The sequence below is a fragment of the Thalassobaculum salexigens DSM 19539 genome (assembly GCF_000423805.1).
GTDB lineage: Bacteria > Pseudomonadota > Alphaproteobacteria > Thalassobaculales > Thalassobaculaceae > Thalassobaculum > Thalassobaculum litoreum.
Map to the genome: position 1 here is coordinate 1,585,426 of NZ_KE384093.1, position 21,272 is coordinate 1,606,697.

Consider the following 21,272-nt stretch of genomic DNA (forward strand, 5'->3'; position numbering starts at 1 on the left):
GCGGGCCGCCGGGACCGGGCAGGCGTGGAGCGGCCTATTGCGCGAGGCAGCTGTCGGCGGTTTCCGGCGTGCACTCGTCGAGGCCGGTATAGAGCGGGTCCTCGACGCTCTTGCCCTCGATCAGCTCGATCATGACCGTGGGCGCGCGATAGCCCATCTCGAACGGCCGCTGACCGACCTGGACATGGCTGCGGCCGGCCTTGAGCGCGTCCATCTGCGGCGGCAGGGTGTCGCCGGCGATGATGATCAGCTCCTTGCTGTTCAGCTTGTCCATCACCTGGTCGGTGACCTGGGCATAGGCCTGGGGCGCGAACTGGGCCCAGCCGCCGATCAGGATGAAGGCGTCCAGGTCCGGGTTGGCGGTGAAGGTGTCGGCCATCTGCTGGTTGGCGAGGTCGACCTGGTCGTTGGTGAAGACCGGGCAGCCGTCGATCTCGGTCCAGCCGCTCTGGCCGGTCAGCCGGTCGGTGCCCTTGGCGCCGGCGATGGTGTCGCGGAAGCCGGCGGCGCGAGCGTTGATGTTGTCGGCCGCGACGTTGCCGAGCTGCAGGCAGACCGTGCCGCCCGACGGCTTCAGCCTGGCCGCGTGCTCGGCCATCTTCACGCCCATCAGGTAGTTGTCGGTGCCGAGATAGGTCACCCGCAACCCGCGGTCGGCCTCGATGAAGTCGGCGTCGATGGTCATGACCGGGATCTCGGGCGCGCGGCGCTTGATCAGGTTGCCCATGGCCGGGGCGTTGGACGGCGAGATGGCGATCGCCGCCACGCCGCGGGTCAGCAGATCGTCGACGATCTGCACCTCGCCGGCCTCGTCGGCGCTGGAGGCGGGGCCGGTATAGAGGCAGGTGTAATCGGAGTCCGGGTTCTCCTTCTGCCATTTCTGGCAGCCCAGATTGATCTGCTCGAAGAAGGGGTTGTCGAGACCCTTCACGACGATCGCCAGGGTCTTCTTCTCCGCCGCGTTGCCCGTACCCGCCACCAGAGCGAGCATGAGAGCCACGGCGCCAAGGCCTGTTAAGCGTTTCATGATGGTATCCTCCCGTCCGTCGGTTTGCTCCACCGGTTTTGGCGGTTCCGCGGATTAATTAGTTAATAAGAAAAATTATTTGTCGGCATGGGGCATGAGTCAAGCAAGATTGCTACCTCAGTGGCGGCGATGTTGGTTGCTTGGGTCTCAATAAATTGATAATTTGAAGAAAAAATAGGATGCCGGTGTCGATGTCCGGCCCGCCGAGGGAGAAAGCAATGCCCATCGCACAGCAGGACCGCGCGCCGTGGAGCGTCGGCTTTGTTCAGGTTGTGGTTGATATTCCCGTCGCATGCGGAGGCGGACGCCGTGGCGGGTGAGACGGCGGCGCCGGGCCCCGGCGATGCGCTGAAGTCGGCGATCGGCCATCGTCAGGATGCGACCTGGCTGCGCTGGATGGTCGGGCAGCAGACCTTCTGGATCTTCCTGGCGGCGATGATCGCCTGCCTGGTGCTGTCGACCGTCACCGATACCTTCGCGACCGAGCGCAACCTGTTCAACGTGACCCGCAACTTCGCCTTCGTCGGCATCGTGGCGCTGGGGATGACGGCGGTGATCGCGTCCGGCGGCATCGACCTGTCGGTCGGCTCGACCCTGGTGCTGGCGGGCATCGTGGTCGGCGGAGCGATGGAGGCGGGGCAGCCGCTGATCGTCGCCATGCCCCTGGCGATCTTCGCCGCGCTGTGTGTCGGGCTGCTGAACGGCGTGCTGATCGCCTATGTGGGCATGCCGCCCTTCGTGGTGACCCTGGGCACCCTGGCGCTGGCCCGCAGCCTCGCCATGGTGCTGTCCAACAACAAGATGATCTACCAGTTCGGCCCGGATCAGGACCTGCTGCTGGAGCTCGGCGGCGGGACGCTGTTCGGGATCGCCAATCCGGTGCTCATCCTGGTGCTGCTGGCGCTGGTGATCGGCGTCGCCTTCCGCTGGACCCGCTGGGGTCGCCACCTCTTCGCCATCGGCGGCAACGAGGAGGCGGCGACCATGACCGGCGTGCCGGTGCGGCTGATGAAGCTGTCGGTCTATCTGGTCTCCGCCTTCTGCGCCGGGCTGACCGGCGTGCTGGAGGTCGGCTGGCTCGGCGGGGTGACCACCAATCTGGGCCAGGGCATGGAGCTGACGGTGATCGCCGCGGCGGTGATCGGCGGCGCCAACCTCGCCGGCGGATCGGGCACGGCGTTCGGGGCGGTGATCGGCGCAGCGCTGATCGAGGTGATCCGCAACAGCTTGATCCTGCTCGGCATCAGCACCTTCTGGCAGGGCAGTTTCGTCGGCACCTTCATCATCGTCGCCGTCGCCATCGACCGGCTGCGTACGGTGCAGAAGTCGGATTAGCGCCCGGACCTCACCGGATCACCCAGATCGGCGGCTCGTCGGCCAGGCCGGGGTCGAGATGGGCGTGCATGCAGATGTTGTTGCCCCGGCAGGGCGGCACCTCGGTCAGGTGGACGCAGGGCGAGCAGGCGAGGCGGCTGTAATGCACCTCGTCCGTACTGCCCGCCGGCAGCGGCAGCAGCAGCGTCTGCGGATCGGTCGGTCCCCAGAACGAGACGGTCTCCACCCCGATCAGCCGGGCGATGTGCAGCAGCCCGCTGTCGATCGAGTACAACCGGTCCATCGTGTCCAGCAGGCGCAGGCTGCCGGTCAGGTCATGGGCGCCGCACTCGTTCACGAACTCCGCCGTCGGCAGCGCCTGGGCCAGCAGGGTGATGAAACGGTCGGCCGCCGGCCGGTCCTGCTTGCCGCCGAACAGATGCACGGTGACCTTCGCATCCCCCAGCCGCTGCGAGAGGATCCGCGCCCATTCTTCGGCGCTCAGCATCCGCTCCACACTCAGATCCGAGCAGAAGCAGCCGAGGCCGATCCGGGTGGCCGGGTTCTGCGGGCTGCGCGCGGCGGGCAGGCCGTTGGCCGCGCGATAGGCGGCGCGGACCTCCGCGATCGGCGCGATGGTGCCGCCCAGCGCCCGGGCGATCTGCTCGTAGTGCACATGGCTGGCGCTGGCCCGGTTGTAGAAGAACAGATGGGTCGCCACGCCCCGGCGCCAGAAGGCGGTGTCGAGGTAGAAGCCGATCCGGTTGCGCGCGCAGGTCAGGCAGCCGAACACCGTGCTGAGCCGGCTGTGCACTTCCAGGTCGATGACGGTGTCGACCCGCCAGCAGTGTCGCAGCGCCCGCAACCCGGACACGATCAGGGAACGCACCCCGGAATCCTCGACGACGATGTAGTCGTCGAACACGCCCAGTGTCTCGGCGAAGGCGCGGGTGCCCCGGGTGCACAGCAGGCTGAGGCGCCGTGCCGGGTGCGCCCGCCGCAGGGCCAGCAGGGCCGGCATCGCCAGGACCAGGCTGCCGCCACCCAGCAGCTTGATCACCACGATATCGCCGCGCACCTCCAGCGCGTGGTCGCGGCGCAGCAGGAAGCCGAGAGCCAGGGCCATCGGCTTGAGCAGCGCGATCAGCAGGCTGCCGAGCTTGTCGTCGACCCATTGCTTGGCGCGCAAACTCTTCATGCCGACCTCTTCATAGCGGGCGCTCCTCGTCGGGCGGCGGGGACCCTGTGCTGCGGAACAGGGTGGCGGGGTCGGTGCGGTCGAGCAGCAGGGCGATGCCGCCGAGCAGGCCGCCGAACAGGGTCACCCCACCCCAGAGCAGGGAGATGGCGACGGCCGCACTGGGATCGACATCCAGGAAGCCCAGGGCGGTGACCATCAGCCCCTCGCGCAGGCCCCAGCCGGCGATGGAGATCGGCACTGCCAGAAGCAGCATGACCGGCAGGATCAGTGCGAACAGACGCAGCGGATCGAGAGCGACGCCCATGGACAGGGCGATCAGCCAGACGGTGGCCACATGGCTGGTCAGGATCAGCACGCTGCACAGCGACAGCACCGCGGTGGTCGAGCCCCGGCGCCACAGGATCGCGCTCTGTCCGGCGGCGGCCAAAAGCGGGCGCAGGATCCGGCGCTCGGGCAAGCGGGCGACTAGCCTGCCCATCACCACGGGGGCCAGCGGCAGGACCACCGCCACGGCGGCGGCGCCCAGCAGGACCAGCACCGTCAGGCTGGTCCGCGCGACGGCGTTGTCGATGATCGGCGTCAGCACCGGCAGCAGCGGCACCGACAGCACCAGGATCATGAAGATCGCCGCCGCCCTGTCGACGGCGACGGCGCCGAAGGCCCGGCTCCAGCCGATGCCGGTGCGCGCCGACAGCCAGACCCGCACCCCGTCGCCGCCGATGGTCGACGGCAGAACCTGATTGAACAGCAGCCCGATCATCAGGAAGGAGAAGGCGTCGCGGAACGGCATCGCCACGCCGTCCTTGGCCAGGATCATCCGCCAGCGCCAGGCGCCGATCGGGAACTGGGCGCATTGGGCCAGCACGGCGGAGAGGCCGAGGACCGGGTCGATCCGGGTGAGCTGGGCCAGCACCGCCTCGCGGTTGACCAGGGAGAACACCCAGGCGAGCAGACCCAGGGTGACGCAGATCTTCAGCCCTGTCTTCAGGTACCCGGCCATCACGGAACCTTCCGCGACCACGCGGCCCCGTCGGACACCGAACAGGCCGGCGGCAGGGACAGGGCGAACCGGGCCGTCCTCGCCGCCGGGGCGAGGGCCTGGGACGGCCAGATGTCGAGGGGCAGGAGGGCCAAACCGGTGCTCGGGCTGAAGATGAAGGACGGGGTCTGCTTGCCCGCCGCCCAGGTGATTGTCGCCGGGTCGGCCTCACCCATACAGCTCAGCGTCAGCCCAAGGAAGTCGATTGCCCCGGGCCTCTCCAGCGCGACCGCCACGGAACGGCCGTCGTTCAAGGATATCGTCGCGGCAAGCGGTTCAAGGTCGTCGGCGATGGTGTCGGCGGACGCTCCCCAGGCGGTCGGCAGGCGGTCCAGCTTGGGCCGTCCCCAGATGCCGTCGAGCCGGGCGATGCCCTCGGCCACGGGCAGGGTCGGGGAGGGCGCGCGGCCGGGGGCGAACAGGGCGGTCAGCGTGCCGTCGGTCCAGACCTCGTAGCGGCCGGCCGCCAGTTCGTCCATCAGCGTGCGGTACAGCAGCGGCGTGCGCAGCGGCGGCGGGAAGGGCTGGCCCGAGGTGTATCCGGCATCGACCAGCACCAGTGGCGGCGGGTCGGCGCGCAGGCGGGCGATGGAGCGGGTCTGCATGCCCCGGGTCGCCATGGTCGCCACCGCCCCGCTCTCCACCGGCACCGGGCGGCGCAGGTAGAAGTAGTTGGCGTTGCGCTCGGTCAGGTCGAGATAGGTCTCGTCGTCGGCCAGCACGCTGTCGACCAGATCGTGCACCGGCTTCACCAGCACGATCAGGCTGGGCGACATCAGCCCGGTGCCCAGCGCCGGAATGCCCTCCGCCGCCCCGTCGATCCACTGGCGGGCGGCGTCCTCCCGGTCGCGGGACTGGTGCAGATGGGCCAACGCCTGCGGATCGAGAACGGCGCGGAAGGCCGGGCTGAGCAGGCCGATGGGCACCAGGGCGAGCCACAGGGCGGGCAGCAGATGCCGGGGCGCGCGCAGGGCGACGACCATCGGCAGCAGGATCGCCAGCGCGAACACCGTCTGCGCCCCGGTGCGCGACGGCCCGCCGAGATCGATGCGGCCGAGCGTGTGGCCGATGGTGCCGAGCAGGTAGATCAGCACCGCGACGCCCATGAAGATCCAGGCTCCGCGCATCTCGCGTCGGGTCGCGGCCAGGACCAGGGCGCCGAGCAGGCCGGCGGCGACCGGTATCCATAGCGCGCGCAAAACCTCCCACGCCACCGGGCCGAGCGGCATGTCTCGGGTGAAGGACGCCGTCCAGGGCAGGCCGTGCACCGCCTCGTAAAGGGCGCGGTTCTCCAGGATGAAGCGGATCTGCGCCCGGAGAACCGGCCCCGGACCGTGTCCGAACAGGCCGAGCACTCCGACCAGGGCGAAGACGGTGATGGCGACCGCCATCGCCACGATCAGGGGGCGGCGCTGCCCCTGCCAGGCGCGCCACAGCATCAGGACGATGACCGGCAGCAGGGCCACGGAAGCGATCGCCCCCTGGCCCGGCGCCAGACCGACCAGGGCGATGCAGACCGCCAGCGCGGCGCAGAGCCAGGCCACCGGATGGCGGGTCTCGGTCCGGGCGATGAACCAGCCGAAGGCGGACGCGACCAGCAGCAGGATCGGGGTGCGGCCGCTGAACGGCAGCAGGACCAGGGCGAGCAGGGCGGCCGGCCCGCCGAGCAACCGGCCCAGCACCAGGGAGGCCACCGTCAGGCAGGCGCCGCGCACCAGAAGCTGGCCCTGCTGCAACCCGACCATGGTGCCGTCGCCGACCAGCGCCGCCACGGCGCCGACTGCCAAGTTGATCAGGCCGTGGGAGGGAGCGCTGTCGACATAGGGGATCACCCCGTGGCGCCAGAACTGGTCCCAGGGGATCAGCCATTCGCCGTGGTGATAGAGGTCCAGCGGGTTGTCCATCGCATAGGCGATGGCCCCGCCGTCGCCGAGCTTGAGGGCGATCAGCGCACCGGCGACGGCCCAGGGGGACAGGGTCGGCCGGTCGGGTGTGCGGAAGCCGCGCAGGATGCCGACCGCCGCGCCGACCGACAGCAGCGCCAGCAGGATCGGCAGCGCCGGACCGCTCAGCCCCCCCTGGCGCAGCAGCGCGCCGTCCACCTCGGCCGGCGGCAGCAGCAGGCACAGGAACCCGGCCGCCAGGCCGAGCTGCGCCGCCAGGGTCAGCCGGGCGAGCCGGGTACCCCGCGCCGTCTGCGGCAGCGTGAAGGAGAACAGGCAGAGCGCCGTCAGCAGGACCGGAAACCACGCCAGATGCCAGACGCTCCACCCTGACAGCACTGCGAACAGATCCAGATCCAGGCGTCCGAGACCGGTCAGCACGGCGATGCCCGACACCGTCGCGAGCACCGGGACCAGAAGCCCCCAGCGGGCGTCGCGCACCCATGCGGCGTCCGTCTGCCGGGCAAGCAGGGCACTCGCGGCCGTCAGCGCGATCAGCCCGGCGGAGACGAACAGCCAGATCGTGTCGCCCATCGCCTCGGCGACGGGGGCGGGCGGGGCGATGACGCGGTTCGTCAGCCAGTAGACCGCCGGCATCAGCGCCGGCCAGAGCACCTTGTGAAGCTCGGGCTGGACCCGATGGCGCAGCGTCTCCAGCCCGGCGAAGGCGAGGCCGGCGACCAGCATCAGGGTCCAGACGAACCGGCTCTCCAGCGCCTTGCCGAGTCCGAGCAGGCTCATCTCGCCGGCGACGAAGCTAGGATGATGGGCGGGTGCGACCGGTCCGGCGACCGCGACCGCCGCGATCGCCGCCGCCCCGCCCAGAACCAGCCCAGCGATCAGCGACCCGGAAAGGGCGCTGACCGACGGCGTTCCGGCGTTGGCATCAGGCATCGTGCAGGGTCTTCTCCGGTCCCGGGCGGCGCTTGATACCGTACAGGTGTCAGGCATTTCCAGGGGATACTGATTTCCGGGCGGGCCGCGCCGGGCTGTCCCAGGCCGGTGCGCAACTGTCGCCGCCGATCCGCGTTCCCTCATCTAGGGGCCTTCACCTAGGGGGATGCCGGATACCGTTTTGGAGGACAGCACATGCCGAGTAAGAAACCCGGGCCCAGCGTGAAGGACAAGGAGACCTACGAGGCCCTGCGCGAGGATGGCGCCAGCAAGGAGAAGGCGGCCCGCATCGCCAACGCCCAGGGCGCATCGAAGAAGGGTGGCAAGTCGGAGCCTTATGAGGAATGGCGCAAGGACGAGCTCTACGACCGCGCCAGGGAGATCGGCATCGCGGGCCGCTCGGACATGACCAAGCCGCAACTGATCGAGGCCCTGCGCAGCCATTGACCCTGTCGGGTGCCGGATTGGCCGGCGGTCGTCTTGGACGGAATGCTGTACATTTGCCGCGCTGCGGCATATGGTGCGCGCCGCTTTGACACGACTCCTGCGCCCGGAGCGCAGGACTGCCGATCCCGCCTGGAGAGTTCCATTTCCCGACCGGCCGATCGCAGGCACCCGAAAGACACGAAATGACGGAAATCGAAGGCGTTGTACCGGCGCTTGCCCAGGCTTTGGCGAAGCGCGGATACGAGACGCTGACCCCCGTGCAGCAGGCGGTTCTGGGCGCGGAGATGGACGGCGCCGACGCGCTGGTCTCCGCCCAGACCGGCTCGGGCAAGACCGTGGCCTTCGGCCTCGCCATGGCGCCGACCCTGCTGGAGGGTGCCGAGCGGCTGGAGCGCGCCGACCTGCCGCTCGCCCTGGCGGTCGCGCCGACGCGCGAACTCGCCCTTCAGGTCAAGCGCGAGCTGGACTGGCTCTACGAATTCGCCGGGGCCAAGGTCGCCTCCTGCGTCGGCGGCATGGACATGCGCACCGAGCGCGCGGCGCTGGAGCGCGGCGCCCATATCGTCGTCGGCACGCCGGGCCGTCTGCGCGACCATATCGAGCGCGGCTCGCTCGACATGACGGCGATGAAGGTCGTGGTGCTGGACGAGGCGGACGAGATGCTCGATCTCGGCTTCCGCGAGGATCTGGAATTCATCCTGCAGTCGGCGCCGCAGACCCGGCGCACGCTGATGTTCTCGGCCACGGTGCCGCCGACCATCGCGTCGATGGCCAAGCGCTACCAGCGTGACGCGGTGCGGCTGACCACGGCGAGCGAGAGCCGCCAGCACGGCGATATCGAGTACCGAGCCCTGACCTGCGCACCGACCGACCGCGAGAACGCGATCATCAACGTGCTGCGCCACGCCAACCCGAAATCGGCCATCGTGTTCTGCGGCACCCGGGCGACCGTGAACCATCTGACCAGCCGCTTCACCAACCGCGGCCTGTCGGTCGTGGCGCTGTCCGGCGAGCTGAACCAGGGTGCGAGGACCCACGCGCTGCAGGCGCTGCGCGACGGCCGGGCGTCGGTCTGTATCGCCACCGACGTGGCGGCGCGTGGCATCGACCTGCCGAACCTGGAACTGGTGATCCACGCCGACCTGCCGAAGAACCCGGAATCCCTGCTCCACCGCAGCGGCCGCACCGGCCGGGCCGGGCGCAAGGGCATCTCCGCGCTGATCGTGCCCTATCCCCGCCGCCGCCATACCGAGCGGCTGCTGGCCAACGCCAACATCAAGGCGACCTGGGGCAAGCCGCCCTCGGCCGACGAGGTCCTGGCGCTCGACCGCCAGCGGATCCTGGACGATTCCGACCTCACGGGGGAGACCACGCCGGAGGAGCAGGCCTTCGCCGCCGATCTGCTGGCGAAATACGACGCCCAGGCGGTCGCCGTCGCCTTCCTGCGCAAGCACATGGCCGGTCTGACCGCGCCGGAGGAACTGCTGGACGGCCCCGCCGCCGGCGAGCGCCACGAGCGCCCGGAACGGGGGCGGCGCGACGATCGGGGTGACCGTCCCGATCGTGGACCGCGCAAGGAACGTGACCGTCCGGAACGCGACCGGGGCGAGCGCGGGGGCAAACGTCCCGGCGATTTCGGGGGCGGCACCTGGATCCGCCTGTCGGTCGGCCGTCATCATAGTGCCGAGGCGCGCTGGCTGCTGCCGATGCTGTGCCGCGCCGGCAACCTGACCAAGAACCACGTGGGCGCCATCCGCATCCACGACAACGAGACCCATGTGGAACTGCATCCGGAGGCGGCGAGCGCCTTCCTGGAAGCCGTGGGCCCGAGCCGCAAGATCGAGAAGAGCATCACCGTCGACAAGATCGAGGGGATGCCGGTCGAACCTGCCGCCGTCCCGCGCAAGGAGCGGGTCGAGCGCGCCCCGCGCAAGCCGAAGCCCGAGGATGCGTCGAAGCCCGAGGGTAAGCCGAAGCCGCAGGGCACCCTGCGTGCTGCGGCGCCCAAGCCGCAGACTGTCTCTGCCCCGGCACCGGGGCCAACCCCCGAACCCACCGCTGCCGCCGCCCCGGTCGAGGCGCCGCGCGCCGAGAGCCCGTTCCCGGATCGGTCCTTCAAGGAGAAGCGCCGGCGGGAGGCGCCGACCTTCAAGCGCGAGACGGTCAACCCGGCGGAACGGCCGCTGAAGCGCCGCCGCGACCGCGACCAGGCACCGGCGGGACAGCCTGTCTCCGGCCCGGTGGACGCGACCCCGATCGCCACGGCGGAAGACCGCGGCCCGGCGCCTAAGAAAGCCTGGAAGGGCAAGGACGGCCCCAACAAGGGCGGCCCCAACAAGGGTGGCCCCGCCAAAGAGGGCAAGAAATTCGGCGCCAAGAAATTCGGCAAACCGCACCCGGCGAAGACCCGGCTCGGCCTGGACAAGCCGAAGAAGGCCCCGCACCGCAAGGGCTAGGAATCCCGGGCGCCGCCCGGACGTCCCAAGCCTGCGATTGCCGGGCGGGCTCAGACGGCATCTTGCCGGGGCCCCGCCGGCCACTCCATGATCGGGCCTCATCTCCGAAGACGAGGCTCCCAACGTGACCGTATCCGACCCCTGCCGCCTGACCGCCGGCGAGGCCGCCGCCGCCATGGCGGACGGCTCCCTGACGGCCGTCGATCTCCTGACCGGCCTGCTCGCCCGTATCGACGCCCGAGATCCCGCCGTGCGCGCCTGGCTGCATGTCGACCGCGCGGGCGCGATGGCCGAGGCGAAGCGGCTGGACGCGGAGCGCGCGGCCGGCAAGGTCCGCGGCCCGCTGCACGGCATTCCCATCGCGCTGAAGGACGTCATCGACGTCGCCGGCATGCCCGGAACCCATAACTCGCCGCTGCATGACGGCCGGGTGCCGGTGGACGATGCCGGCTGCGTCGCCCTGATGCGTGCGGCCGGCGCCATTCCGCTCGGCAAGCTCGACACGGTGGAGTTCGCCGCCCTGGGTCGGCTGCCGAAGACGGTGAACCCGCACCGGCTGACCCATACCGCCGGCGGCTCCTCCAGCGGTTCGGGGGCGGCGGTCGGCGATCTGCACGTGCCGATCAGCTTCGGGACCCAGACGGGCGGCTCGGTCATGCGCCCGGCCTCCTATTGCGGCACCTACGCCATGAAGCCGACCTGGGGGGTGGTCAGCCGGGAAGGGGCGAAACTGTTCGCCGCCAGCCTCGACACCATCGGCTGGTATGCGCGCTCGGTTGAGGATCTGCGGCTGGTGGCGGCGGCGAGCGGCATCGCCGAACAGGCGGGCACGGCGCGTACCGTGGCGTCCCTGCGCATCGCCCTGTGCCTGACTCCCTATGCCGACAAGGCCCGCGACGGCGCATTGGACGTCCTGACCCGGGCGGCCGAGGCGCTGACGGCGGCGGGCGCGACGGTGGAACGGGTCGAACTTCCCGCGTCCTTCGCCGAGATCGACGACGCCAAGGACACGATCATGCGCGGCGAAGGGCGGGCGGCCTTCCTGCCGGCGCTGCTGACCCGGGGCGAGGACCTGCACGACACCCTGCGCGGCATCGCCGAGTACCGCACCGGCATCACCCCGATGAGCCTGAAGGCGGCCCAGGACCACGCCGCCCATCTGCGGATGGCGTATGAGGGGCATTACCGAGGCTTCGACGCGGTGCTGACCTTCGGGGCGACCGGCGAGGCGGATGCGGGGCTGGAGAGCACCGGCAATTCGGTCTTCAATTCGCTGTGGACGCTGCTGCACCTGCCGGTGATCGGCGTGCCGGCGGGGGACGGGCCGACCGGGTTGCCGATCGGCGTCCAGTTCGTCGGCTTCCGCCACGGCGACGACGCCCTGCTGGACGTGGCGGCGGTGGCCGCCCCGGTGGTCGATCCGTGGCACGGCAAGGCGCGCGTCCCGGCGGGGTGAGGCCACTCCCTCTTCTAATCACTCCCCGGACTTGTTCCGGGGCCTACGGCGGGGCCGCCTTTGTCGCCTGGAGATTACGCTTCGGCGATCGAAGCCACGGACGCGTGGGCCCCGGAACGGGTCCGGGGAGTGTGTAATGGGGAAGTGCAGGAGAGGGAGGAGGAGCCGCGTGCTTTCCGCTCCCCCACCGTAGCCGCCTCAAGACCCGGGGATCGTGCCTTCCGGCAGGCCCGCGCAGTACTTGGCGATCTCGCCCGGGGTCGTCACCCAGATGTCGTCGCGGTGGTTCAGGATGTGCGCCATCGCCCGGCGCAGGGCGCGCAGGCGGAACGGCTGGCCGACCACGAACGGGTGCAGCACGGCGGTATACACCAGCGGCCGCTTCCTCGACTGCAGCAGCATCTCGTCGAACTGGTCGATCATCATCCGCTCGAATTCCTCACCGGAATGCTGGCGGAACACCATGGCCGGGCTGTCGTTCAGCTCGATGGAGTAGGGGACCGACAGGATACGGCCCTTGCGGGTGCGCATCCAGAACGGCTGGTCGTCGGCCGGCCAGTCCATCACGTAGTCGTAGCCGGCCTCGTCCAGCAGATCGAGGGTCACCGGCGTCTGGGCGAGATAGGGGCCGAGCCAGCCCTTCGGCTGGGTGCCGAAGTATTCCGCCAGGGTGTCGGTGGTCTCCTTGATCAGCGCCGCCTCGCCGGCCTCGTCGAGCACGTCCTGGCGCTCGGCATTGGTGCGGCCGTGGCCGACCACCTCGTCGCCGCGCTGCTTGATCTTCTCGCCGATCTGCGGGCAATGCTCCATCAGCAGCGAGTTCAGGTTGTGCGAGGCGGGAACGCCGAATTCCTCGAACAGGTCGAACATGTACCACTGGCCGACCCGGTTGCCGTAGTCGCGCCAGGCGAAGTTGCGCGTGGTCTGCGGCGCGCCGATCACCGTGCTGTCCGTGCCCAGCCCTTCGAGGAACGAGAACACCTCGATGTTGTTGCAGAAGCACACCGCCAGGCGCTTGCCGCCGGGCCAGTCATAGACCGGGCGGTCGTCCAGGGGGATGTAGTCGTAACGGTCGTGAACGGCGAGTTTCATGGCGTATAACCGGCGTTGGAGGGTTGCGGAATGTTGACAAGTGAGGCCAACGGATCGTCAACTGTCGACACTTTAGCAGGCCGATAAGCAGGATGGGGAGGGCGCGATGAACCCGTGGTCGCAGACAATCACCGAAGACGAGCAGAAGCGCTATGACGCGGCCGGTTTCGGCCGGTCCAGCGGTATCGGCAAGCGGCCCGCCCTGCTGATCATCGACGTCCAGTACCGCACCGTCGGCACCGAGCGCCGGCCCTACTGGGACGCCATCAAGGAATACCCGACCGCCTGCGGCGATGTCGGCTGGGAGGCGGTCGACAACATCGTCCCGCTGCTGGCCGAGTTCCGCCGCCAGAACCTGCCGGTGCTGTATCCCCATGTGGCGCCGAAGAACGCCGACACCGATGCCGGCCGGCTGGCCGAGAAGGTGCCGGCAATCATGACCGTGAACGCCAAGGGCTACGAGTTCGTGGCCGAGGTCGCCCCGGTGAAGGGCGACGTGCTGCTGCCGAAGAAGCACCCGAGCGCCTTCTTCGGAACGCCGCTGGTCAGCCACCTGATCGATCTCGGCGTCGATACCCTGTTCGTCACCGGCTGCACCACCAGCGGCTGCGTGCGCTCCTCGGTGACCGACGGCTTCGCCTATAACTTCAAATGCGTGGTGCCGCAGGAATGCGTCTACGACCGCAGCCCGACCAGCCACGCGGTCAACCTGTTCGACATGAACGCCAAATACGCCGACGTCATGCCCACATCCGACGCGCTCGCCCTGCTCAAGGGGCTGGACACCGGCGTCGACCGCGCGGCCGGGGAGTGAGGACGACACGATGATCGACGGTTCCCCCCAGCCGACCGACCCCGCAAGCCGCATCGTTGCCGGCATCGAGACGCTGACCCGCTGGGCGGCGGCTCTGCGCTTCGAGGATATTCCCGAGCCGATCCGCGTCCGCGCCGCCACGGTGTTGGCCGACGACCTCGCCGCCATCGTCGCCGCGCGGGACGAGCCGGAACTGATCGGCCTGACGGCAGGCATGGCGAAATCGTCGGGGGCGGCCGAGGCGACCGTGTTCGACGGCAAGGGCACCCGGCTGGACCGCTACTCGGCCGCCACCGTCAACGGCAGTGCCGCCGACTGGTGCGAGCTGGACGAGGGCTACCGCCGGGTGATCTGCCATGCCGGCCTGTACTGCGTGCCGGCGCTGCTGGCCGAGGCCGAGGCGGGCGGGGCGACGGCCCGCGACCTGCTGCGGGCGCTGACGGTGGGCTACGAGATCGCCGGGCGTGTGGCCCGGGCCTTCGGCTGGGCCACCCTGACCCTGCATCCCCATGGCAGCCTCGCCGCCGTGGGCGCCGCCGCCTCCGTCTCGGCCCTGCGGGGCCTGTCGGCGCAGGAGATGGCCAAGGCGATCTCCACCGCCTGTACCCTGGTGGTGCCCGGCCCGTTCAACCACACGGTGGAAGGCGCCTTGGTGCGCAACGTCTGGCCGGGCGTGGGCGCATGGAGCGGGCTGCGGGCGGTCGACTGGACCCTGTGCGGCATCACCGGCCGGCCGGAAAGCCTGCACGACGTCTATGCCAGCGCCTTCAACGGCGAGCCGCATCCGGAGGAACTGACCGACGGGCTCGGCGAGGACTGGGCGCTGTCCGACGGCTATCACAAGCTGCACGCCTGCTGCCAATACGCCCACTCGGCGGTGGAGGCGAGCCTGGCACTCTGCGCCAAGGTCGACGCGTCGACGATCCGCGAGATCCATATCGACACCCACTGGAAGGGTCGCCACCTGGACAACGCCCAGCCGGCGACGACGCTGGCGGCGAAGTTCTCCATGCAGCACATCCTGGCGGCGACCGCCCAGTTCGGCCATGCCGGGGCGGAGGCGTTCCATGCCTCCACCCTGACCGCGCCGGAGCTGGCGGCGATGCGCGAGAAGGTCACCATCGGCGCCTACGAGCCGGAACCGGCATGGCCGAACGACCGGCCGGCCCGGGTGACCTGGGTGCTGTCCGACGGCGCGCGCGTCACCGAGGAATGCCTGAGCGCTCGGGGCGGCCCCGACCGGCCGCTCGACCCATCGGAGGTTCGGGCCAAGATCCGCGGCATCGTCGACGCGCCGTACCCGGCCATGGGCGCGGTGCTCGAGCGGCTGCTGGATCTCGACCCGGCCGGCCTCGACCGGTCCTGGGCCGACACCGTGGTTGAGATGACGGCCTGACCGATGAGCGAGGTGGATACCGACCTGCTGGTCATCGGTGCCGGTGCCTGCGGGTTTGCCGGGGCCATCGCCGCCCATGACGCGGGGATCTCCGTCGCCATCGTCGAGAAGCTGGCCCGTCCCGGCGGCAATTCCGCGCTCAGCACCGGCTCGGTGCCGGGGGCGGGCAGCCGCTTCCAGCGCGAGGCGGGCATCGAGGATTCCCCCGAGCAACTCGTCAACGATCTGCTGGCGACCGCCGGGCACCATGACGCAGACGGCCTGACGCGACGGATGGCGGAACAGTCGGCACCGCTGGTGGAATGGCTGATCGACGATCTCGGCGCCCGCATGGAGCTGGTCACCGCCTACAAGCATGTGGGCCACAGCGTGCCGCGCCTGCATGCGCCCCGCTCAAGGCGCGGACAGGACCTGGTGGACGACCTGCTGGGCTTCGTCTCCGACCGGGGCATTCCCCTGGCGGTCGGCAATCCGGTCGACCGGCTGATCGTCGAGGACGGCGCCGTGAAGGGCGCCATCGTCGCCGGCGAGCCGATCCGTGCGGCTAAGGTGCTGGTGGCGACCAACGGCTTTGCCGGCAACCGGGAGATGGTGGCCCGCTGGTGCCCGGAGATCGCGCCGGCGGAGTATTTCGGCGCGCTCGGCAGCACCGGCGAGGCGGCGGCCTGGGGCGAGGAGATCGGGGCGGCGCTGGGCAATATGGGCGCCTATCAAGGCTATGCGGCGGTCGCCTATCCCCAGGGCAGCCTGCTGTCCTGGACCACGATCGAGAAGGGCGGGATCCTGGTCTCCGCCAATGGCAAACGCTTCGGCAACGAGGATGCGGGCTATTCCGGCTTCGCGCCCAACGTGATGGGGCAGGGCGAGATGGTCTATGCCGTCTACGACCGCCGCATCCACGAGATCGCCGCCCAGGAGGAGGAATACGCCGAGCTGGCCGAGATGGGCGGCGTGCGCTGGGCCGACACGCCGGAAGGCCTGGCGGATCACATGGAGGTCGACGGAGCGACGCTGGCCGAAACGGTGACCGCCTATAACGCGGCGGCGCGGGGCGCGGCGGTGGACGCCTTCGGGCGCGCCAAGTTCGAGCTGGCGCCGCTGGCCGCACCCTACGCCATCGTGCGGGTGAAGCCGGGCCTGTTCCACACCCAGGGCGGGCTGATGGTCGACGGTGACGCCCGCGTGCTGCGCCCGGACGGTAGCGTGGTGGAGAACCTCTTCGCCGGCGGCGGGGCGGCAGCCGGGATCAGCGGGCGGAGCGGCGCGGGCGGCTATGCGTCCGGCAACGGGCTGCTGACGGCGTTGGCGCTCGGCCGCCTGGCGGGGCTGCGGGCGGCGCAGGATCTGCGCGGCTGAGGCTCCTTCCTCGTCCTTCTCTCTGACTCCCCGGATTCATTCCGGGGCCGACCTTTCCGCGTGACGGATCAGGGGCAGGAAATTTCCCGGCGTAGGCCCCGGAATGAATCCGGGGAGTGCGCGATGGGGGAGTGCGTGAAGCAAGACGGCCGCGCCGGTCTCCCGGGGCGGCCGCTGCCGTCCGGATCTGCCGGTCCCGCCTACCGCATCAGCTCCGGCAGGAAGGTCACGATGGCCGGGAAGGCGATCAGCAGGCCCAGGGTGATCACGTCCATCAGCACGAAGGGCATGACGCCGGAGAACACCTCCTCCAGGGTCAGCGGGATCGGCGAGGCGCTGCGCACCACGTAGACGTTCAGGCCCACCGGCGGGGTCATCAGCGAGATCTCCGCCAGCTTGATCGAGATCACGCCCAGCCAGATCGGGTCGAAGCCGACGCCGGTCAGGATCGGGAACATCACCGGCAGGGTCATCACCATGATCGCGATCGGCTCGATCAGCATGCCGAGGATCAGATAGACGACCGCGAAGGCCAGCAGATACAGGTACGGGTTCAGGTCCCAGGACAGCAGGATCGTCGAAATGTCGGCGATCAGCCCGGTATAGGTCAGGAACCGGGCGAACAGGATGCCGCCGATCACGATGATGAAGATCACCGAGGTGGTCACGCCCGCGTCCTTGAAGGTTTCCACCATCGACTTGCCGGTGAACCGGCCCTTGGCGAGCACGATCAGGAAGGCGCCGAAGGCGCCGACCGCGCCGGCATAGGTCGGCACGAAGAAGCCGGTGTAGATGCCGCCGATCACCAGGGTGAACAGGAAGATGATGCCCCACACGCCGTAAAGCGACCTGTAGCGCTCGCGGGCGGGGGGACGGGTGTCCAGGGTTGGTGCCATGTCCGGTCGGCGCAACGCCCAGATATAGATGCCGACCACGAAGACGGCGGCCGACAGAATGCCCGGCACCAGCCCAGCCATCAGAAGCACCGCGATCGACTGCTCGGTGATGACCGCGTAGATCACCATCAGGATGCTCGGCGGGATCAGCGAGGCGAGCGTGCCCGAGGCGGCGATACAGCCTGCACTCAGGCGCTTGTCGTAGCCGAACTTGGTCATCTCCGGCAGGGCCATGCGGGTGAAGACCGCGGCGTTCACCACGGTCGATCCGCAGGCCGCGCCGAAGGCGGCCGAGGCCAGCGTGGTGGCGATGGCGAGACCGCCGCGCAGGTGACCGAGCCAGTTATAGGCCGCCTTGTACAGATCCGTGGTGATGCCGGCGGTCGTCGCCAGCGAGCCCATCAGGATGAACAGCGGAATGACCGCCAGCGTGAACTCGTTGGTGGTGCTGAACGGAATCGTGGCGAGCTGCGCCCAGGCGGCGTCCGGCCCGATCGCCAGATACATGCCCAGGATACCGCCGAGCCCGAGAGCCACGCCGATATGGACGCCGACAGCCAGGAAGAGCAACAGCAGGATGCCGACAATGATGCCTGTCGTGGCGGGATCGAGCATTCGGGGGTCCTCAGTCGGTGCCTTGGGGGCGCGTGGGATCGTAGTCCTCGGCCAGCACGATCTCGCTGCCGTCGATGATCCGGCGGATGTCGGTGATCAGGTCGAGGCACAGCTGCAGGATCAGCATCGCGGTGCCGACCGCCAGGATGATGCGCGCCGGGTACAGCGGGAAGCGGATCAGCCCGACCGTCGCCTCGCCGATCTGCAGGCTGTAGAGCGCCTCGTTATAGGCCTGCCACAGCAGCAGACAGAAGAACACCAGGCCGCAGAGGTCGGCGAAGACGTCCATGCCGGCCCGCACCCGGGGACCCATGTTGGTGTAGATCAGCTCGACCCGGATGTGGCTGCGGCGGATCTGCGCGTAGCACAGGGCGCCGAACACGATCAGCACCATGGTGCTTTCCGTCAGTTCCAGGGCGCCGGGCACCGGCGTGTGGAGGATCTGCGTGCCCACCACCTCGATGGTGCCGAGGAACATCGCCGCCATGGTGCCGACCCCGCCGATCAGCAGGATGGTCAGCGCGAGGCGCCGCAGAATGCCTGAAAATAGAACCATGGTCCCGCCGTGCCGGTATGGATGAAAGGGCTTAACAAAAGGGATCCGTAAAAGATCCCGGCCGCCGAAAGCGGCGGCCGGGGGGGAATGCGTCCGATCAGCGGCCGAGCCAGGCGTGCCACTGGTCGTAGACCTTCTGGGCCTCGTCGCCGAGACCGCGGCCTTCCATGTCCTTGACCCAGTCGCCGAGCAGGTCGGGGGCCATGTCCTTCCACTTGGCGAGCTCGGCATCCGGGAACGGCTTCACCACGCCGCCATTGGCCTGAATGTCCTCGACGGCCTTGCTCTCGAAGGCGTCGATCCAGTCGAGATAGGCCTGCTGGGAGACCTTCGCCTCTTCCATGAAGATCGCCTGGGTCTCCGGGGTCAGCTTGTCCCAGGCGCGCTTGCCAATGGTGATCAGGTGACCGGTGATCGCCATGACCGGACCGCAGCTGAACTTGCCCGGCTCGTAGAAGCGGTTGGTGACGATGTTGCCCGGGTTGATGAAGGAATAGTCCAGCGTGCCGCGCTGCAGGGCCTCGTAGATGTCGCCGACGCCGATCGAGACCGGCACCGCGCCGACCGCGGCGTGCAGCTTCGGAATGTCCGCGCCGAAGCTGCGGATCTTCTTGTCCTTCAGACCGGCGACCGTGTCGCAGTTCTCGTCAGGGCCGGTCAGGTAGTACTGGCCGAGCGGCTGGTGGAACAGGAACTTGACGTTGAACTTGTCGAGCTCCTCGGAGAACGCCGGAATTTCGGCGAAGGAGTTGCGCGACAGGGTCATCGCCTCCGCCGGCGTGTCGAACACGAACGGGATCTGGAACGCGCGGATGAACAGCAGCTGGTCGGCGTAGTAGCCCGGCACGATCGACGCCATGTCGATGGCGCCGCGGCCGGCGAGGGTCATCAGCTCGTTGCCCTTGCCGAGACCGCCGGCATAGGTGATCTCGATCTTCACCTTGCCGTCGGTGCGCTCCGCGATCTTCTTGGCGAAGTTCTGCTCAACTTCGAGGAACGGGCTGTTCGGCAGATAATGGCCCCAGCGCAGCGTGACCTCGTCCTGTGCCACGGCGCTGCCGGCGATGCCGAGCGATGCGGCGACCGCGGCACCCTTGATAAGGTTTCCGATATATTTGTTCATTGAGTTTCTCCGTCTCCCTGTTTCAGCGCCGGTGTGGCGGAATGTCCCCTGGGCCGGCACCGGCTCCGCATCATCTGCGGTCCGGGGCCTCGGGTCGACCAGATATTCCGGCCCCGCCGGCCGGCCGGATGGCCTGTCGGCAGTGCCAGAATAGTCAACTGTTGACATTTTTCCGCCCCGACACCCTTCTGTCAACGCCTCCTCCGCAGGGGTAGTCTAGGAGAAATCGCCGATAGGAGACTAGGGATGGATGACGCGCGTTCGCGCCCGCATTCTTCGGAAACCCATGCCATGGAAGCCAATGCCGTGGAAGCCAACGCCGTAGAGGATTGGCAGCGGATCCTCGGGGTCCTGGCCGACCGGCGGTCGTGCCGCGACTTCGACGGCACGCAGATGGATCGTGAGCTCCTCGCCGAGATCGTGCGCGACGGGATGCAGGCGCCGTCCTCCTGCAACCAGCAGCAATGGCACTTCGTCATCGTCGACGACCGCGACCTGCTGCAGCGGTGCCACGACATCTCCGGCGGCAATCACCATTTCGCCGAATGCTCGGCCCTGATCTACCTGTGCTTCCAGAAGGGCTGGACCCACGGCAATTTCTCCGTCGTCCAGTCGGTGGCCGGTGCCTGCTACCACATGATGCTGAGCGCCCATCTGCGGGGCTACGACACGATCTGGAACGCCGGAATCGGCGACAACAAGGCATTGGCCGAGCTGTTCGGCGTGCCGCCGATCTTCGAGATCACCGGCGCCCTGGCGATCGGCCGGGCCAAGCCGAGCGCGCCGGCGATGAAGGCGCCGCGCCGGCCGTTCGAGGAGGTGCATTCCTGGAACGGTTTCGCCCGGCCGGCGCACACGGTCTATCCGGTGAAGCCGGCCAAGGCCTATCCGTATTTCGAGATCACCAACCCCTCCAACCCCTTCGCCGTGTGGGATCCGCGCGGCTGGTCCTGGGCCCAGCTCGGCGATTTCCGTGGCTATGCCGTCTGGGCCAAGTCACCGCTGGCCGGGGTCTATGTGTCGCGCCGTCAGGGTGAGGCGACGGCGGCCGAACTCGACCTGCTGCCGGATCTGAAGGCGGGGGCGAAGGTGGCCGAGCTGATGCCGTGGGGCGGGACCTACAGTGCGGAGATCCGCCGCCGCCTCAATCCCGGCGTCGACTTCCATCTGGCCGAGCTGGCCCAGGGCAACCTGACCTTCATCCTGGAGCGGCTGAAGCGCGAGGGCTTCGCCCTGGATCACACCCACGGGGACCGGATCGACGGCCCCACGCTGCCCTATGCCGACGGCAGCCTGGACGCGGTGATCCTGCCCCAGGTGCTGGAGCAGATGCCGGAGCCGGAGACGATGCTGGACGAGGTGCGCCGGGTGCTGAAGCCGGGCGGGGCGGTGATCGCCAGCGTGCGGAACCTGGACTCCGACTATGGCGACCACTGGAGCGAGGTCGAATCCCTGGGCTGCATCCCGAACCAGGGCCCTTTCACCCCGCTCTCGGCGGAGACCGTGCGCGGCTGGATGGCCGCCCGGTTCACGCCGGAAGTGGAGCAGGGGATCGGGACGGCGGTGAGCCAGGACGCCACCATCGTCACCGACGACAACCGCACCGGATGCCGGCTCTATGCCGGGCGCTGGCGGGTCGCCTGACGC

Annotated in this window: 16 protein-coding genes; 8 read left to right on the forward strand and 8 right to left on the reverse strand. The window is 69.1% G+C overall.

Annotated features, from left to right (window positions below; translation table 11 throughout):
- Positions 1-34 precede the first annotated feature (34 nt).
- On the reverse strand, positions 35-1,027 hold the full coding sequence (locus G578_RS0111825) for a sugar-binding protein (RefSeq protein ID WP_028794419.1): 993 nt from the start codon (positions 1,025-1,027) through the stop codon (positions 35-37).
- A 309-nt stretch (positions 1,028-1,336) separates the two neighbouring features.
- Between G578_RS0111825 and G578_RS0111830 the strand changes: the two genes are divergently transcribed.
- On the forward strand, positions 1,337-2,362 hold the full coding sequence (locus tag G578_RS0111830; protein ID WP_211228892.1) for an ABC transporter permease: 1,026 nt from the start codon (positions 1,337-1,339) through the stop codon (positions 2,360-2,362).
- Positions 2,363-2,372: 10 nt separating this feature from the next.
- On the opposite strand, the gene G578_RS0111835 is transcribed toward G578_RS0111830, so the two are convergent.
- Genes G578_RS0111835 through G578_RS0111845 form a run of 3 tightly spaced genes read right to left on the reverse strand, consistent with a single transcriptional unit; the run spans position 2,373 to position 7,418 of the window.
- Positions 2,373-3,539, reverse strand: coding sequence for a glycosyltransferase family 9 protein (locus G578_RS0111835; RefSeq protein WP_028794421.1), 1,167 nt, complete (start codon positions 3,537-3,539; stop codon positions 2,373-2,375).
- 10 nt (positions 3,540-3,549) lie between these two features.
- A complete protein-coding gene (locus G578_RS0111840) occupies positions 3,550-4,542 on the reverse strand; it encodes a lysylphosphatidylglycerol synthase transmembrane domain-containing protein (protein ID WP_028794422.1) in 993 nt (330 codons plus the stop codon).
- Complete coding sequence (locus G578_RS0111845; protein ID WP_028794423.1) at positions 4,542-7,418, reverse strand: hypothetical protein; 2,877 nt, start codon at positions 7,416-7,418, stop codon at positions 4,542-4,544. The genes G578_RS0111840 and G578_RS0111845 overlap by 1 nt, the downstream gene beginning before the upstream one ends.
- A gap of 195 nt (positions 7,419-7,613) precedes the next feature.
- Between G578_RS0111845 and G578_RS0111850 the strand changes: the two genes are divergently transcribed.
- The 3 genes from G578_RS0111850 (at position 7,614) to G578_RS25975 (ending at position 11,777) form a co-directional block, all read left to right on the forward strand.
- Entirely contained in the window at positions 7,614-7,865 is a 252-nt protein-coding gene (locus G578_RS0111850; protein WP_028794424.1) for a DUF7218 family protein, read from the forward strand.
- Between the two features lie 182 nt (positions 7,866-8,047).
- A complete protein-coding gene (locus tag G578_RS25970; RefSeq protein WP_084618836.1) occupies positions 8,048-10,321 on the forward strand; it encodes a DEAD/DEAH box helicase in 2,274 nt (757 codons plus the stop codon).
- A 124-nt stretch (positions 10,322-10,445) separates the two neighbouring features.
- On the forward strand, positions 10,446-11,777 hold the full coding sequence (locus G578_RS25975) for an amidase (protein ID WP_051244665.1): 1,332 nt from the start codon (positions 10,446-10,448) through the stop codon (positions 11,775-11,777).
- 198 nt (positions 11,778-11,975) lie between these two features.
- Here G578_RS25975 and G578_RS0111865 read toward each other — a convergent pair whose 3' ends face one another.
- Positions 11,976-12,869: a polysaccharide deacetylase family protein gene (locus tag G578_RS0111865; protein ID WP_028794425.1), complete on the reverse strand. Its 894-nt coding sequence runs from the start codon at positions 12,867-12,869 to the stop codon at positions 11,976-11,978.
- 106 nt (positions 12,870-12,975) lie between these two features.
- On the opposite strand from G578_RS0111865, the gene G578_RS0111870 reads away from it, so the two are divergent.
- Genes G578_RS0111870 through G578_RS25985 form a run of 3 tightly spaced genes read left to right on the forward strand, consistent with a single transcriptional unit; the run spans position 12,976 to position 16,435 of the window.
- Entirely contained in the window at positions 12,976-13,683 is a 708-nt protein-coding gene (locus G578_RS0111870; protein ID WP_028794426.1) for an isochorismatase family protein, read from the forward strand.
- A 10-nt stretch (positions 13,684-13,693) separates the two neighbouring features.
- The gene (locus G578_RS25980) at positions 13,694-15,079 is read left to right on the forward strand and encodes an MmgE/PrpD family protein (RefSeq protein ID WP_051244667.1); all 1,386 of its coding nucleotides are present in this window, start codon (positions 13,694-13,696) and stop codon (positions 15,077-15,079) included.
- A gap of 3 nt (positions 15,080-15,082) precedes the next feature.
- Positions 15,083-16,435, forward strand: a complete 1,353-nt coding sequence (locus G578_RS25985) for an FAD-dependent oxidoreductase (protein WP_038014048.1) — start codon at positions 15,083-15,085, stop codon at positions 16,433-16,435.
- Positions 16,436-16,635: 200 nt separating this feature from the next.
- Here the strand turns inward: G578_RS25985 and G578_RS0111885 are convergent, their stop codons facing one another.
- From G578_RS0111885 to dctP, 3 genes are all read right to left on the reverse strand, one after another.
- Positions 16,636-17,946: a TRAP transporter large permease gene (locus G578_RS0111885; protein WP_028794427.1), complete on the reverse strand. Its 1,311-nt coding sequence runs from the start codon at positions 17,944-17,946 to the stop codon at positions 16,636-16,638.
- Positions 17,947-17,956: 10 nt separating this feature from the next.
- On the reverse strand, positions 17,957-18,502 hold the full coding sequence (locus G578_RS0111890) for a TRAP transporter small permease subunit (protein ID WP_028794428.1): 546 nt from the start codon (positions 18,500-18,502) through the stop codon (positions 17,957-17,959).
- Positions 18,503-18,599: 97 nt separating this feature from the next.
- On the reverse strand, positions 18,600-19,625 hold the full coding sequence (gene dctP / locus G578_RS0111895) for a TRAP transporter substrate-binding protein DctP (protein WP_028794429.1): 1,026 nt from the start codon (positions 19,623-19,625) through the stop codon (positions 18,600-18,602).
- 246 nt (positions 19,626-19,871) lie between these two features.
- Here dctP and G578_RS0111900 point away from each other — a divergent pair, with 246 nt between their 5' ends.
- On the forward strand, positions 19,872-21,269 hold the full coding sequence (locus G578_RS0111900; protein ID WP_084618839.1) for a nitroreductase family protein: 1,398 nt from the start codon (positions 19,872-19,874) through the stop codon (positions 21,267-21,269).
- Positions 21,270-21,272: the final 3 nt, after the last annotated feature.